The following is a 15,359-nucleotide window of genomic DNA, read 5'->3' as shown; positions in this document are numbered from 1 at the left end:
CATGCAAAAAAAGGAACTAAATATTGCTGTTATTGGGGCAGGTTTAACCGGATTAACCACTGCTTACTATCTTCAAAAATTTGGTTTTCAGGTGCAGGTTTTCGAGAAAGACAACAGGGCCGGCGGTGTAATTAAAACCCACCAAAAAAATGGTTTTGTGTACGAATCGGGACCCAATACCGGCTCCATGTCGCAGGAGGAGGCGGCCGAACTGTTTGAAGACCTGGCTGCCGATTGTACCCTGGAATACGCCAACCAGGCTGCTAAAGCGCGTTGGATTTGGTTGGGCAACAAATGGCACGAAATGCACATGGGTGGCTTTAAAAGCCTAACAACACCGCTATTTAGCTGGCACGATAAATTAAGGATGCTGGGCGAACCCTGGCGAAAAAAAGGAAACAATCCGAACGAGACTGTTGCCGATATGGTTCGCCGGCGAATGGGTAAAACATTTCTGCGAAATGCTGTCGACCCTTTCCTGTCGGGGGTATATGCCGGAGACCCCGAGCAGCTGGTTACCCGCTTTGCTTTGCCTAAATTGTATGCACTTGAGCAAAACTATGGCAGCTTTATACGCGGAGGTATACAAAAACATCGCGAGCGAAAAAACGGCAAACCAACCAAAGCCAACCGACAGGTTTTTTCGGTTGAAAACGGACTGGAAAATTTAATAAACGCCCTGGTAAAAAATATTGGTAGCGAAAACATCAGGCTTGCATGTAAAAACCTGGAGGTAAAACAAAGCAACGAATTTCATTTTTCCGTTAATTCAGAATCATTTACACATGTTATTTCTACGGTGGGATCGCATGCATTACGCAGTTTATTTCCATTTTTACCCAAAGCAAAACTGGGAGCAATTGAAAAAATGAATTACGCCAAAATTACGCAGGTGATTCTTGGTTTTAACAACTGGGAAGGCATACCCATACAATCGTTTGGCGGGCTTGTACCTTCGGCTGAAAACCGCGATGTGCTGGGCATTTTACTGCCCGGCTCGTTTTTAAAAAACAGGGCACCAAAAAACGGGGCTTTGCTTTCAGTGTTTCTGGGAGGAGTAAAAAAGCCCGAATTTTTTGAGTACAGCAAGCAAGAAATTGAGCAAATTGTAAAAAAAGAAGTTGGCGAAATGATGGGACTTAAACAGTTTAAACCAGATTTATTGGAACTGTTCAGGTACAAATACGCCATACCTCAGTACAGTTTTGAAAGCGAACAAAAACTACAGGCTATTTCTGATTTAGAGACAGAATTTAAAGGACTTACGCTTGCCGGAAATATGCGCGACGGTATTGGAATGGCCGATAGAATTAAACAAGGAAGAATTATTGCTAACAACTTTTTTACCACTTACTCATGAATAAAAAAACAGCTGTTTTATTAATAAACGTTGGAAGCCCCGATTCGCCAACTGTTCCTGCCGTAAAAAAATACCTTACGCAATTTTTAAACGACAAACGGGTAATTGATATCCCGTGGCTGCTACGAAAAATTCTGGTAAACCTGATTATTATTCCGTTTCGTGTAAAAAAATCAACCAAACTTTACCTGCGCTTATGGACAAAAAAAGGTTCGCCGCTGATATATATTTCTGAAGAACTGACCCAAAAACTACAAAACGAACTGGGTACCGATTACGAAGTTTTTCTGGGAATGCGCTACGGAATTCCGGGCTATAAAGCTGCCCTTCAACAAATTAACAACAAAGGGTTTAGCAAAATTATTTTGCTTCCGTTGTTTCCACAACATGCTATGTCTACCACCGAAACAGCGCTTGTTGCTGCCAAAAACGAAATAAAAAAGCTGGGAATAAAAGCCCGAATATTTGAGGTAGACCAGTTTTATAACAAGCCACAATTTATTGATGCTTTTGTTGAGCGGATTCGGGAACACGACCTGAAGCAATTCGATCATATTATTTTTTCGTACCACGGATTACCCAACCGCCAGGTGGAAAAATGTCATCCGGGTATTCGGGTTGAAAACTGTTCGTGCACAAAAGCATTACCGGCACATGGAACATTTTGTTACCGGGCAACAGTATATGAAACAACCCGCTTAATTGCAAACAAATTACAACTAGCAGCCACTGATTATTCGCTGGGGTTTCAGTCGCGCCTGTCAAAAAACTGGCTTACACCATTTACCGATGAATTGTTGGCCGAAAAGCTCTCAGAAGGCAAAAAACGTATTTTGGTGGTTGCTCCCTCGTTTGTAACCGATTGCCTGGAAACAACGCTTGAAATTGCTTATGAATATGCCGAGGAATTTCTAGAAAAAGGTGGCGAAAAACTGCAATTGGTAGAAAGTTTAAACACCCATGAAAGCTGGGTAAAAACGCTTGTTCACCTCGTAAAGTCAGCAAACCAGTAAAACATCTTGTACAACCCGGATTGGAATATTATTTACACCTGCCTGGCCACTATTCTTGTTAATTTACCTTTTGGCTATTGGCGAAGTGCTTATCGCAAGTTTTCATTCTGGTGGTTTGTGGCCATTTATTTTCCCGTTCCGTTGGTGGTAATTATCCGGAAATCTTTCGATTTACAGCTAAGTTTTACCTTAGCTCCACTTTTATTTGGCAGCTTTTTTATTGGCCAGTTTGCGGGTAAAAAATTGTATGCGTTTGTACCCTGGAAAAAGCCTTAAACCTTACTTTATCACCACTGTTTTTACATTCATAAATTCTTTTATACCATGCACGGAAAGCTCGCGGCCAAAGCCACTGCTTTTTATGCCGCCAAAAGGCAGTCGCGGATCTGATTTTACAAAATCATTAACAAAACAGGCTCCGGCTTCCAGTTCAATTTCTGCCAGGTGCTCGCCTTTTTTAAGGTTGTTGGTAAACACTGCGGCACCCAGTCCAAATTCGGTATCGTTAGCTACGCGTATGGCTTCTTTTTCATCTTTAACTTTAATTACCGAAGCTACCGGTCCGAAAAGTTCTTCATGGTAAGCCGGCATTCCGGGTTTTACATTTTCAAGTATAGTAGGCGGATAAAAGGCTCCTTTCCGGTGTGGAATTTCGCCACCCAAAATTACCTCTGCCCCTTTGTTTACCGAAGCCACCACCTGCTGGTGCAGCTCATCGCGTAAATCTTCGCGTGCCATTGGCCCCATTGTACTTTCTTCATCAAATGGGTCGCCAAAGTGAGCTGCATTCATTTCGTGGGTAAACAGCTCCAGAAAATGCGCATATACTTCTTCTTCCACAATAAATCGTTTGGCGCCAATGCAACTTTGTCCGGCATTTAAAAGCCGGCCGGCAGCACATTGTTTGGCAGCTGTTTCGAGCCTGGCATCTTTTAAAATCAGATACGGATCGCTGCCACCAAGCTCCAAAACACATTTTTTTAGTTCGCTTCCGGCCAAAGCAGCAACGCTTCTTCCGGCTGCTTCGCTTCCGGTAAAACTCACACCTTTAACGGCCTTGTGTTTTATCACCTTTTCCACCAATGGACTTCCAATCAATAAGGTGCGAAATACATTTTCAGGGAAACCGGCTTCGCGAAAAATTTCTTCGATAGCCAAGGCGCAAGCCGGTACATTACTGGCATGTTTTAAAACCGCCGTATTGCCTGCCATTAAAGTTGGAGCTGCAAAACGAAATACCTGCCAAAACGGAAAATTCCAGGGCATAACAGCCAAAATAGTCCCAAGCGGTTGATACGTAACATACGATTTTGTTGCCTGTGTTGCAATGTTTTCATTCTCAAGAAAGCTTTCAGCATTGCCTGCATAATATTCACAAACCCAGGCACATTTTTCAATTTCGGCAATGCCTTCACTTTTTACCTTTCCCATTTCAATGGCCATCAGTAAAGCCAGCTCTTCTTTTCGGCTGCGCAAAATACTGGCTGCGTTTTGCATTAACTGCCCCCTGTGATGAAAGGAAGTACTTCGCCAGTGGTGCCAGACTTTATCTACTGAATTGATTATTTTTTCAACGCCTTCGTCAGAATGTTTTTGATACGTTTTTACTGTTTCGCCAGTAAGCGGATTTATTGATTTTAACATAGTGAGATTCTTTAATAACCAATAAAATTATAAAAGTTTCACTAGATAAATGTTTGCAGACATTTTTAATTTTAGGAAATTCAATAATACAGGTCAGGATCATTCAAGTAATAATTCTGTCTGTCAATGTGCTTTTATGACGATCCTACGAATTGGATAACCTCGACAACTTTTATCATAAATAATGTCTTTTATCGAAGTCGGATCTTAGGGCAAGCCTTGTGCGGGCTCGTCAAAAATCCGTCAGTCGGGCTAATCTGTCACATTGAAAAACGCAAAGGTTATTTTTTGATCCCGATAAATCGGGAGTTCCTTTTCATCGATTGGAAAAGGAACTGCCCGTCTGGCATAAAGACAAAAAGCAACCCTGTAAAAAGATTGCTTTCAGTATTTTTTCAGTGTACTTAAAATTATTCCACTACTCTGATCTCGGTTTTCATATCCATGGCTTCGCGATAAACAGCACTTACCCCGCAATATTTTTCTTCTGAGAGTTTTACAGCTTTTTCCAGCTTTGCCAGCGGCAAATCCTTGCCTTTAAACTGGTAAACAATAGTCATTTTATTGTAATATTTCGGATGTTCTTCCGTAAGTTCACCTTCAACAATTACGTTCAGGGCTTCAAAATCCACCTTCATTTTTTTTAAAATCATCACCACATCAATACCTGTACAACCGGCAAGAGCGGTAAGCATTAATTTTTTGGGGCGTGGTCCCAAATCGCTACCTCCAACTTCTTCCGAGGCATCAATAATTACTTCATGACCATCCATATCGGCTTTAAATGCGAGTTTGTCGGTCCAGGCCATATCTACAATATGCTTCATAACATCCTTGGTTTAAATTGCTTTAATTTTATTTGTAACACAAATATACAACCAACTATCTATATAAATAGTTTTTCGGATAAAGTAGATAATTGTATTTTTAAGGCAGAATTAAATAAAGCTTATTTCAATATTAATATCGAATAATCAGAACAGGAAATGAGAAGTGCAATAAAAAGGCCGTCGGAAGAAGAAGCAAATTTGAATGGTTTTCAGCTGTTTAAAAAGTTAACAGAAGATGAATTTACCCGCTTGAATTATGAAAAAACATGTTCGTTGTACAAAAAAGGCACCATTATTTATCGTGAAGGCAGCCGCTTAACAGGTTTTTTCTGTGTTACCAGGGGTATTGTAAAAATTTTTAAAACCGGTATTGACGGCAAAGAACAGATTATTCGATTTGCAAAAAAAGGAGAAATTATTGCCTATCGTTCGTTGCTTAGCCAGGAGCTGGCCTGCACCACAGCCAAAGTAATTGATGATGCTGCACTTTGCCATGTTCCGTACCAAACTTTACTGTTTCTTATTCAGAATAACTGGCAGTTTTCGCATCATATGCTACAGATTGTTTGTCGCGAATTACGCGAGGCCAACGATTACATTACCGATATTGCGCAAAAAACCGTGCGCGAACGACTGGCCGAAGTACTTTTACTGTTAAAAGAAAATTTTGAACTTGACAACCAGAATACGCTTCAAATATCGTTAACTCGCGAAGAACTGGCCAATATGGTGGGTACCGCTACCGAGTCGGTAATTCGTTTATTATCGGAATTTAAAAACGACAAATTAATTGAATTACAGGGCCGTAAGATTAAATTTTTAGATATCCCTACGCTTACCCGTGTTGCTAATTTATAATCAAACAGCATAACTATTTAAACCGGCTATTAGCCGGTTTTTTTATTTATACTTTATATTGTTTTCTACCGTTATAAAAACTAAAAAGAATGCAATTTCGCACACTTGAAAATCTGCTGCCTGAAACCTTAAGCAGCCTTTTTAATGCTGCGTTTGCCGATTATTTTGTAAGCATACAGCTCACACCTGAAGCCTTGCAACAAAAAATGTATTCAGAGGCTATTAGCCTGAAACATTCGGTTGGCGTTTTTGCCAATGATAAACCTGTTGGTTTTATTTTTCATGCTATTCGCGGTAACAAAACAAAAAGAGCCTACAACGCAGGAACCGGTGTTATACCCGAATTCAGAGGAAAACACGCCACTGCCCGCATGTATAAATTTATTCTTCCCCGTTTACAAAAAGCCGGGGTTGAAGAGCTGGAACTGGAGGTGATGAAACAGAACGAAGCTGCTATAAAATCATACACATCGGTGGGTTTTTGCATCGAAAACGAGTTGCATTGTTTTAAAGGTTTTCCAACTAATTCGGTTCAGAAAAACAACTTTTTGGTGGAAGAATACCAGGGAGCTTTTCAAACACCTGAAACATTTTGGGACTGGCAACCCACCTGGCAACATACAACGCAAACTATTGAAAAGCTCAGTACCTACAAAACATGGGTAATTCACCATCAAAATAAATTAGTCGGCTATCTTTCCGCCAATCCCGGAAGTGGCCGAATTGCCCAATTTTCGGTTGACAAGACCCATCGACGAAGTGGCATTGGAACAGCACTTTTTAGCCATTTTTCTGGTGTTTGTAAAAACGAACCTGCCGTTATAAACGTTGCCGATTCAAGCGGAGCCACCCAGCAATTTTTGCAAGCACTTGGCCTGCACCATTTTTTAACACAGTATAAAATGAAATTAAAACTTTAAAACATGAAAATATTTGGTATTCAGCTCAATAAACGCACTTTTATCCGATGGAAAATTTACATCGACCGTGCCCGAATGTACATTGGTTACATTAGTTTTGTTATGATTGCCTTTATGTTTTTAAACGATTTTAAAGACGAAACCATTCGTAGTTTTCTGGATGAAAACAAACTGATTACCTACCCGGTAATGATGGTTCTGTTTTTATTGTTTTCGCTAATTCTTGGGCGTTTAGATACCAAACTTGGCTTGCGAAAGGAGGAAATGCGCAACAGTGCCACCGAAAATCCGGTGACCATGGAAATTTTATCGGACCTGAAAGAAATTAAAAACAAGCTGGAATCGTAAAATCCGGAAAAGGGAATTTCAAATAGGGCGTTCAGCTTATCTGCCAATCCAGTCTTCCGGATTAAGCTTGGTACTTTCTTTCCAGATTTGAAATTTGAGTATGGATTTATTGTTGTCTTTGAAATCGGTAAATACGGTGCCAATGACTTGTTTGGTGCTCACTTTATCGCCTTTTTTAACTACTACCTCCCTGAGGTTTGAATAAACACTTAAATAAGCTCCGTGCCTGATAATAACGGCTGTGTTACCACCTGAAATAGCAAAAACCCGACTCACCTCTCCATTAAATACCGCACGTACTTTTGCTCCGGTTTCGGTGGCAATGTTTACGCCATTATTTTGCACCTGTACATTGCTTAAAACCGGGTGACGGTGTACGCCAAAATGCTCAACAATTACACCACGTTCAACCGGCCAGGGCAGGCGTTTTCTATTCTGTTCGAAGTTATTACCAATAAGTTTCTGCTCGGGTGTTAAGGCAAATGCTGCACCGCCTTCCGACTGATTTTTACGCGCTTCTTCCTCAATAATTCGCTGGATTTCGCGCTCTAACTCTTGTTCTATTTTTTGTTGCTGCCGCAATTTTCGCTGTAAGTTATTTCGCTGCAGTTTTAGCTGTTCAAGGGTGCTGTTTTGCTCTTGCTGTTCATTGTTTAATAATACTTTCTCCGATTCCGTTTTGGCTATTAACCGCAGTTTTTCGTTTTTTTGTTGCTCCATTTTCTGTCGGCTCACATCAAGTTCCTTTTGAACGGCATTAATGGTTGTGGCCTGGCTTTCGCGAAAGGTTTTATACCGCCTGAAATATAAAAAGCGACGATAAGCCTGATTTACATTTTCGGATGCCAATAAAAAAAGTAACTCATCATAGGCATTCAAATTTTTATAGGCCATTCTAATCATTTCAGCATATTCTTCTTTGAGCTGCTGAACATCGTTTTTAAGCAGTTCTATAGCCAAAGTATTGTTTGCAATACATTGGTCAAAAATTTCTATTTCGTGGCCAATATTCGAGATTAGCGTGTTTCTGGAGTTTATTTTAGAAGATATCAGTCGCAACTTGCTTAAGGATGATTTTTCGTTTTGCTGGGTTTCGTTTAACAAACGTGTGGTATATTCAATTTCTTTTTCGGCTTCGGCTTTTTTCTTTTGCAAATCTTCAACCGATTGCGCCCGCGCCAAAAAACCTGTGCATACCGCAAAAACAACAAGTAGCGTTATTTTTATTGGCAAAATCATGTTTGCGAATGTATTGATTTCGCTTTTAGTTTACACGAATCTCTTCGTATTTTTCAGGAATTTTTATATTGAATGAGCTAACTTTTTCCGTAGAAAAGCCACTCATTTTTATTTTCATATTTATTTCCTCTTCAGGCGAATAAAAATTCATTTCAATACTTCCGGGATATTCTTTGTTTTCAACTTTTGTAAAATCGTCAAAATCAAGTTTCATATTCCGGCTATTTGTTTTGTCGTTAATGGTTAGGCGGTTCAATGTAAAATTATCGGGCCTGAAAAACATTTTCTGAACAATAAGCGCCTGGTCATCAAGTCGTTTTAACCTTCGCTCTGCTTTGTTTTCTTTCTCTTCAAGTTTCGTAAGTTTTCGTGATTTTTCCGATTGAAGTACATACAAATTATCTTCTATAAACGAATCGAAAGTGCGGTAATCCCTGTTTTTCGAATCGTTTCGGTACGAAAAAGCATTGTTGGCAACAATGCTTTGTATGGTGGCAAAATCCAAATCGATGTGCAGAAAACTGCTGAGGTAGGTATAATCGTCAACAAAAAAGTTACGATCGATATAGTTCACATATTTCACGCTATCGGGGGTAAGTAAAACACGGCCTACCGGGATGTTTAATTTGCTGATTGACACCAGAATTTTTTCATCCCTTTTTGCTTTCAGATTAATTTTAAAGGTTGCTTTCGACTGGCTGCTGCTGTAATTGCAGTTAATACGTTTTATGCTCAGAAACTGGTAATCAAAAGCATTTTGTTCCACCTTTTTTAAGAGCTTATTGGTGCTTATCGGGCGCGCCTCTACACGGGGTAATTCTGATGGGGTTTTACACGAAGAAACAGCAAATAAAGTTACTGCTGCAAACAGAGAAACTCTAAAATATTTTCGAACGTTCATCGCTACTCTTCAATATATGTTTGATTCTCTATTTTGCGTTTTAACAATTCTGAATCACCACCATATTCAGCGGCTTTTTTCCAGTATTTTAACGCTTCTTCCTTTTTCCCCGACTTGTACAAAATATCGCCATAATGTTCCAGCAGGGTGTCATTATCTTCGCCGCCGTTTTTAATGGCCGAATCCATATAGAACTTCGCCAGTGTGTATTCGCCTTTCTTAAAAAGTACCCAGGCATGCGTATCCAAATAGGTTGAATTATCCGGGAATCGTTCAACCACTTTTCCACTCATTCGTTCCGCCTTATCCAAATCAATTCCATCAAGCGACAAGTAGTATGCGTAATTATTTAGCGTAAGGTAATTTTCAGGATCAATTTCAACAGCATTGTCAAATATTTTGTAGGCTTCTGTTTTGTTGCCATTTTTATAAACAGCTTCTCCTTTTAACATTAAAAAATTGGCTTCAAGCTGTGGGTTCTCCACCACGTAATCCAGTCCTTCTTCGCTTAATTCAATGGTTTCTTCAAATTTTTCGAGCTGCACACAGGCAATCGCTTTAAAAAAGTAACCTTGTGGCTGGTTAGGAAACAGCTCAATAATTTGTCCGGTATGTTCGTACAATTTATCCCATTGTTGTAAATCATTATCGATATACATTATTCGTTCCCAAACCATATAATCGTTAGGATTTATGGCAATCGCTTTCAGTAATGCTTCACGACCTTCTTCCAGTTTATTTTCTTTTAAGAGCGCTTCGGCATGAATGGTATGCACCAAAGATTCTTTGGGGTGGTTTTCAAGCAAAATTGCAATGAGCTCGTTTCGTTGAGTAGTGTTAAGTTGCGATTGCGCCGGGTTTGCCGTTAACATCATGTATAACTGCAATTTTGTTTGCATATCAACGGCACTACTGTTAAAACCTGCTTTTGTTTCCTCAAACGACTTTTCAGTTTCACCGTTTTCAAGGTAATAATTGGCCAACGAAAAATGAACAAACCCGTTTTCCGGGTCCATTTCCTGAATTTTTTTATAATTTTTCAGGGCATTTTCGGCATCCCCCTGGCTTTGGTACAAATCGGCCAGTAAACCGTAATATTTTGCTTCGCCCGGATTATTTTCAATCAGTATATTAATCTCCTCAAAAGCCTTGTCTATTTTTCCGGTTGAAACATATATTTGCTGCCTTGCCACCGAAATTTGCTCACTTATACCGGTCTTTTTTTCCATACGGTTATAAGCTGTAATCGCTTCATCAAAACGCTGGGCACTGGCCAGTAACGCGGCATTCATGTATAAGTACTCGAGATTCTCGGGTTCTTCTTTTAACAACACAGTGTAAATGTCAGCTGCTTCAGAAAACTTTCTTGTTTGCTGGTAAATCTGTGCCAGCAGCAACCTGTACCATTTATTTTCGGGGTTGATGCTGATAGCCTTTTCGAGCAAGAGCGATGCACTGGTAAAATCGTTGTTAGCTGCATGAATATTGGCCAATTCGAACATTGCTGCCGATGAATTAGGGTCAATTTCCAAACAACTTGACAATAACTGAACAGCTTTTTGCCCGTTGCCAAACATTTTTTGTTTTAATGCTTCAACAAAAAGGTATTCAAATTCTTTTTGCTTTTGCTCCACCAGCTCGGTGGTAGTTCCGCTAACTGCAGCCTGCGCAACTTCTTGTTCGGTGACCTTTTGGGGCCCCGAACAGGAAATAACAGCCACTGAAAAAACGGCTATACTTAATCCTGTTCTAAAAATTTTCTTCATCTTAATGTTTTCCGGTGTGGCCAAAGCCACCTGCTCCTCTTTCTGTTTCTTCCAACACCTCTACCAAATCCCATTCCACAGTTTCGTGGGCAGCTATTACCATTTGGCAAATACGTTCTCCGTTTTCAATAACAAAATCTTCTTGCGACAGGTTGATGAGAATTACCCCAATTTCGCCCCTGTAATCGGCATCAATGGTTCCGGGTGTATTTAATACGGTTATTCCCTTTTTTAAAGCCAGTCCGCTACGTGGTCGCACCTGGGCTTCGTAGCCCTGCGGCAGTTCAATAAACAAACCGGTGGGTATTAACTTTCGTTCAAGTGGTTTTAAAATTACGGGAGTATCAAGATTTGCACGTAAATCCATTCCGGCTGAAAATAGGGTGCTGTAAGCCGGTAATTCGTTCTTTGATTTATTTACAATTTTAACCTGCATCAATCTGTTTTTTTAAAAGAACCGCTAAGATAGACAAATAATGCATCTGTCGCGTAGGTTTAACAATATTTATAGCTGATTTGAAGAATTCAACTAATTGTATAACAATTAAATAATTATCAAGTCTGCCATTATTTCATCCGAGATAAAAAGCCCCTTTCGGGTAAGGGTAATTTTTTGCCTGTTTGCCTTAAAAACTTGGGCATGTTTATACTTTGCTATTTGTTGAGCAAAGTGCTGTGCTTTTTCAGCGCCAAATAATTGTTGAATTTCGGTTTGACTTATTCCCCATTTGGTGCGGATTCGTGTTAAAATATACTCGTTGTACTTATCGTTCTCGCTAAGTTTTTCTTCCTCAAAATAGTTTTCGTTATTTTTTAATGCCTTTATGTAGGTTTCAACATGCGAAACATTCCAGCGCCTCGAGGCGCCATTAAACGAATGGGCGGATGGCCCCAGTCCAAGATAACTGGTTCCCATCCAATAAGCTGTATTGTGCCTGGAGTATAATTTATCTTTTGCCAGGTTTGAAATTTCATAATGCTCGAAATTGTTGGCTATAGCCATGTCGAGCAGCAAATTAAACTGGGCCACACTATCGTTTTCCTTTAATTCTTTTAGGGTACCTTTTTTTAACCAGGTGTAAAAAGCAGTTCCTTCGTGATAGGTTAAATGATAAGCCGAAAGGTGTTTTACGGGCAGTTGAAAAACCTGTTTAAGGCTTTCTTTCCATTCTGTTTCCGATAAAGCGGGTAAACCATAAATTAAATCAGCACTCAGGTTACTTATTCCGGCGTTAAAAGCATTTATTATGGCGTCAACCGCCTGTCCGGCCGAATGGCGGCGATTCATTTGTTGAAGATGCCTGTTTTGAAAGGCCTGAATACCAATGCTTAATCGATTAAAACCAACTGATTTAAGGGCTGCAAGGTATGCCGGAGTAAGGTCGTCAGGATTGGCTTCAAGTGTAATTTCGGCTCCGGAGCTAACTTTAAATTCATGGTTTATTACCTGCAGAATATCCGCCAGTTCAGCGGCTGTAAGCACCGATGGTGTGCCACCTCCAAAATATATTGTTTCAACAGTTTCATTGTTCAGGTAGTTTTTGCGTATTTTAGCCTCGTTTTTTAAGGCTTCAATAAAATTTTGTTGCAGCGAAATATTTACCGTTTTATAAAAATCGCAGTAGTAACATTTCTGGCGACAAAATGGAATATGAATGTAAATACCTGCCATAACAGAAGCCGAAAACACAGTTCGGATTTAAAATTTATTTTATGAAAATAGCACCTTATTGGAGACTTGCAATTTGGTTAATTATAATGAGTTACCTGCTTTTTTTACCCGCCGGTCAACTGCCTTCAAAACCATTTATCCAGATTCCTCATTTTGATAAACTGGCACATTTTGGCATGTTCTTTATTTTATGCCTGCTTACTTTTAGGCCGGCAAAAGTATTTACCCCAAATTATTATTTCTGGACTCCCTTGCTTACGCTTGTAGCAGCTGTTTTTCTCGAATATATCCAACATAAAATTTCGCCCAGCCGCCATAGCGATATCTACGATTTATGGGCCAATGCCGCGGGATTATCAGCCGCTACAATGTTTTATGCCCTGTTTGTAAATAAAAAATGGCTTGAGAAAGTTTTTTAAATCCAAGGCATTTCAGGTCATCAGAGTTTTACCAAATCTTCGTATTTTTCAATGTCTTTCCCAACCGTTTCAAGCGAAGTTTGTTTGTAAAATGCACAAATATCCTGACGTAATTTTTCGTACTGTGCATGTACCGGACAAAGCGGTTTTGACGGATCGTGTGTTTTGCAAGGTTCCAAACTAATTAAACAATTGGTGAAAAATTCTTCGCCATCAACTTTTGTTACAATATCCCACAGCGAAATTTCGGCGGCATCGCGCGAAAGTGAAAAACCACCGTTAGGTCCTTTGGTTGATACCAACAACTTTTGCTTTACCAGATTTTGTAAAATCTTTCCTAAAAATGGCGATGATAATTTCAAATCTTCAGAGATTTGCTTTATACCTATTCGCTTGTCTTCTTTCGAGAATTTTCCGAGATAGATAAGAGCCCTAAGTGCGTATTTACAAGTATTTGATAACATGATAACTATTTTAAATTTAAAACTGTTTTACTGTATGATTGTTCTGCAAATGCAGGAAATTTCTTCTGTTTTCCCAAAACGCTTTTATTGCTTTTCACCAATCTGTTTTTGTTTTTTCCTTTTAGCAAATCAAGGTTTTTCCGCTTTTTAAAAGCCCATTCATAAGCTTTCATTCCCATATTCCAGGTAAATCCGCCCAGATTTTCGTCAATGGCAATTTTTCGGTTAAGCAACAACAAATCGTGTAAAGGAATTTTTACCGGACAAACATTGGTACAGGCCCCGCAAACTGTGCAGGCGAAACTCAGGTGATTGTATTTATCAAAACCTCTCATAAAAGGTGTTATAACCGAGCCGATGGGGCCGCTGTAGGTAGTATTGTAAGTGTAACCACCCACATTTTTATAAATAGGGCAGGTGTTTAAACAAGCTCCGCAACGTATACATTTTAAGGCATCGTTATGCTTTGGCTGGCTGGCTATTTTACTTCGTTCGTTATCCAATAAAACCACCACCATTTTTTCGGGTCCGTTGGTTTCATTTTTACGTTTCGGACCGCTTAGCAAGGAATTATAAACCGTAAGCTGCTGACCAGTTCCTAAGGCTGCAAGCAACGGAAACATCAGCGATAAATCGTTTACGGATGGTATAATTTTCTCAATTCCTGAAATAACAATATGAACTTTGGGAAAAGCCACCGACATAAAACCGTTTCCTTCGTTTTCGGTAAGCGCTACACCTCCAATATCGGCGACTAAAAAATTAGCTCCTGTTACACCTATTTCGGCACTGGTAAATTTTTTTCGCAAAACCTTTCTAACAAATTGGGTTAATTCGGTAGGTGAGGCATTTTCGGGTGTTTTAAATTTTTGGTGAAACAGCTCGGCAACATCTTCTTTTGATTTATGCATTGCCGGTGTTAAAATATGATAAGGTTTTTCGCCTGCTACCTGTACAATAAATTCTCCCAAATCGGTTTCAACAGGTTCAAATCCAGCTTTTTCAAGGTTTTCATTCAATTCTATTTCTTCCGAAATCATCGACTTGCTTTTAACCAACAGCCGGGTTTCATTTTCTTTTAAAATCCGAATGATTTCATCAACGGCTTCTTTACCATTTCTGGCCCAAAGCACATCTATACCATTTTGCCGGGCATTCTGTTCAAAAGTTTCGAGATAAAAAGGAAGGTTGGCCACCACCTTTTTTTTCAGATAGGAAGCACGATGCTTGGCTAAATCCATATTTCGGTAACGAAGTTTACCTTTTTTTACGGCTTCATCGTATTTTGAAATATTAAAATTCAGCGTTTTTCGATGTGCTTTATCAAACGCAATTTTGGAATCGTTCAGAAATATTTTTTTTGTATCCGTCATTTACTTCTCCACTGGTATCAGGTCTACCCGGCGAGCATGTCTTCCGCCTTCAAAATCGGCACTCAGAAATGCTTTTACAATAGCAACAGCTTCTTCATCCGAAACAAACCTACCAGGAACCGCACAAACATTGGCATTATTGTGCTGACGAGCCAATGCTGCAATTTCAGTATTCCAACAAACACCTGAACGTACCCCCTGGTGCTTATTTGCGGCAATACTAATTCCTTGTCCGCTACCGCAAAAGGTAATGCCTATTTCATATTTTCCACTTTCAATGGCATCACCCATTTTATGCGCATAAACCGGATAATCAACACTTTCATCGGTATAACATCCTAAATCTTCGAAAGCAATGCCATTATCACTTAAAAATTTTTTTATTACTTGCTTTTTTGCAAATCCTGCATGATCGCTGGCCAAGGCAATTACTTTTCCTTCTAAATTCTTCATATGTGCAAAATTAATACTTTTTGATATTTATTTCATCTATTCTTAAATTTTGTTTATCAATTCTTTTAACAAATGAATAAATAACTGTTATACATTTAG

Annotated in this window: 17 protein-coding genes; 7 read left to right on the top strand and 10 right to left on the bottom strand. The window is 39.4% G+C overall.

The features are described 5' to 3' along the window. Position 1 precedes the first annotated feature (1 nt). The 3 genes from hemG to QZ574_RS01445 are packed head-to-tail and all read left to right on the top strand — an operon-like array spanning position 2 to position 2,649. Complete coding sequence (hemG, locus tag QZ574_RS01455) at positions 2-1,360, top strand: protoporphyrinogen oxidase (RefSeq protein ID WP_297086013.1); 1,359 nt, start codon at positions 2-4, stop codon at positions 1,358-1,360. Then, on the top strand, positions 1,357-2,373 hold the full coding sequence (gene hemH / locus QZ574_RS01450) for a ferrochelatase (protein ID WP_297086011.1): 1,017 nt from the start codon (positions 1,357-1,359) through the stop codon (positions 2,371-2,373). The genes hemG and hemH overlap by 4 nt, the downstream gene beginning before the upstream one ends. A gap of 6 nt (positions 2,374-2,379) precedes the next feature. Beyond that, on the top strand, positions 2,380-2,649 hold the full coding sequence (locus QZ574_RS01445) for a hypothetical protein (protein ID WP_297086010.1): 270 nt from the start codon (positions 2,380-2,382) through the stop codon (positions 2,647-2,649). 3 nt (positions 2,650-2,652) lie between these two features. On the opposite strand, the gene QZ574_RS01440 is transcribed toward QZ574_RS01445, so the two are convergent. Together QZ574_RS01440 and QZ574_RS01435 are read right to left on the bottom strand one after the other, a co-directional pair. After that, on the bottom strand, positions 2,653-4,017 hold the full coding sequence (locus QZ574_RS01440; protein ID WP_297086008.1) for an NAD-dependent succinate-semialdehyde dehydrogenase: 1,365 nt from the start codon (positions 4,015-4,017) through the stop codon (positions 2,653-2,655). Between the two features lie 410 nt (positions 4,018-4,427). Then, entirely contained in the window at positions 4,428-4,844 is a 417-nt protein-coding gene (locus QZ574_RS01435) for an OsmC family protein (RefSeq protein ID WP_297086006.1), read from the bottom strand. A 159-nt stretch (positions 4,845-5,003) separates the two neighbouring features. On the opposite strand from QZ574_RS01435, the gene QZ574_RS01430 reads away from it, so the two are divergent. The 3 genes from QZ574_RS01430 (at position 5,004) to QZ574_RS01420 (ending at position 6,973) form a co-directional block, all read left to right on the top strand. Continuing rightward, positions 5,004-5,705, top strand: coding sequence for a Crp/Fnr family transcriptional regulator (locus QZ574_RS01430; protein WP_297086003.1), 702 nt, complete (start codon positions 5,004-5,006; stop codon positions 5,703-5,705). Between the two features lie 89 nt (positions 5,706-5,794). After that, complete coding sequence (locus QZ574_RS01425) at positions 5,795-6,625, top strand: GNAT family N-acetyltransferase (protein ID WP_297086001.1); 831 nt, start codon at positions 5,795-5,797, stop codon at positions 6,623-6,625. Positions 6,626-6,628: 3 nt separating this feature from the next. Next, the gene (locus QZ574_RS01420) at positions 6,629-6,973 is read left to right on the top strand and encodes a hypothetical protein (protein WP_297085999.1); all 345 of its coding nucleotides are present in this window, start codon (positions 6,629-6,631) and stop codon (positions 6,971-6,973) included. A gap of 36 nt (positions 6,974-7,009) precedes the next feature. Here the strand turns inward: QZ574_RS01420 and QZ574_RS01415 are convergent, their stop codons facing one another. From QZ574_RS01415 to hemW, 5 genes are all read right to left on the bottom strand, one after another. After that, positions 7,010-8,212 (bottom strand): peptidoglycan DD-metalloendopeptidase family protein, encoded by a 1,203-nt coding sequence (locus QZ574_RS01415; protein ID WP_297085997.1) that lies wholly within the window; start codon positions 8,210-8,212, stop codon positions 7,010-7,012. A 25-nt stretch (positions 8,213-8,237) separates the two neighbouring features. Beyond that, the gene (locus QZ574_RS01410; protein ID WP_297085995.1) at positions 8,238-9,113 is read right to left on the bottom strand and encodes a DUF4292 domain-containing protein; all 876 of its coding nucleotides are present in this window, start codon (positions 9,111-9,113) and stop codon (positions 8,238-8,240) included. Between the two features lie 2 nt (positions 9,114-9,115). Then, positions 9,116-10,879: a tetratricopeptide repeat protein gene (locus QZ574_RS01405; RefSeq protein WP_297085993.1), complete on the bottom strand. Its 1,764-nt coding sequence runs from the start codon at positions 10,877-10,879 to the stop codon at positions 9,116-9,118. 1 nt (position 10,880) lies between these two features. Further along, the gene (dut, locus tag QZ574_RS01400) at positions 10,881-11,315 is read right to left on the bottom strand and encodes a dUTP diphosphatase (protein ID WP_297085990.1); all 435 of its coding nucleotides are present in this window, start codon (positions 11,313-11,315) and stop codon (positions 10,881-10,883) included. Positions 11,316-11,423: 108 nt separating this feature from the next. Next, a complete protein-coding gene (hemW, locus tag QZ574_RS01395) occupies positions 11,424-12,569 on the bottom strand; it encodes a radical SAM family heme chaperone HemW (RefSeq protein ID WP_297085989.1) in 1,146 nt (381 codons plus the stop codon). A 23-nt stretch (positions 12,570-12,592) separates the two neighbouring features. Here hemW and QZ574_RS01390 point away from each other — a divergent pair, with 23 nt between their 5' ends. Further along, positions 12,593-12,970: a VanZ family protein gene (locus QZ574_RS01390; RefSeq protein WP_297085988.1), complete on the top strand. Its 378-nt coding sequence runs from the start codon at positions 12,593-12,595 to the stop codon at positions 12,968-12,970. 20 nt (positions 12,971-12,990) lie between these two features. On the opposite strand, the gene QZ574_RS01385 is transcribed toward QZ574_RS01390, so the two are convergent. From QZ574_RS01385 to rpiB, 3 genes are read right to left on the bottom strand one after another with little or no spacing between them, the layout of a single operon-like run. Further along, positions 12,991-13,434: an Rrf2 family transcriptional regulator gene (locus QZ574_RS01385; protein WP_297085986.1), complete on the bottom strand. Its 444-nt coding sequence runs from the start codon at positions 13,432-13,434 to the stop codon at positions 12,991-12,993. Positions 13,435-13,439: 5 nt separating this feature from the next. Further along, positions 13,440-14,807, bottom strand: a complete 1,368-nt coding sequence (locus QZ574_RS01380; protein WP_297085984.1) for an LUD domain-containing protein — start codon at positions 14,805-14,807, stop codon at positions 13,440-13,442. Continuing rightward, positions 14,808-15,260: a ribose 5-phosphate isomerase B gene (gene rpiB, locus QZ574_RS01375; protein ID WP_297085983.1), complete on the bottom strand. Its 453-nt coding sequence runs from the start codon at positions 15,258-15,260 to the stop codon at positions 14,808-14,810. Positions 15,261-15,359: the final 99 nt, after the last annotated feature.

Origin of the sequence: uncultured Draconibacterium sp. (genome assembly GCF_913063105.1) — a bacterium.
Classification (GTDB): Bacteria; Bacteroidota; Bacteroidia; order Bacteroidales; family Prolixibacteraceae; genus Draconibacterium.
The sequence above is the reverse complement of the archived record's forward strand: the minus strand, read 5'-3'. Positions and strand labels throughout refer to the sequence as shown.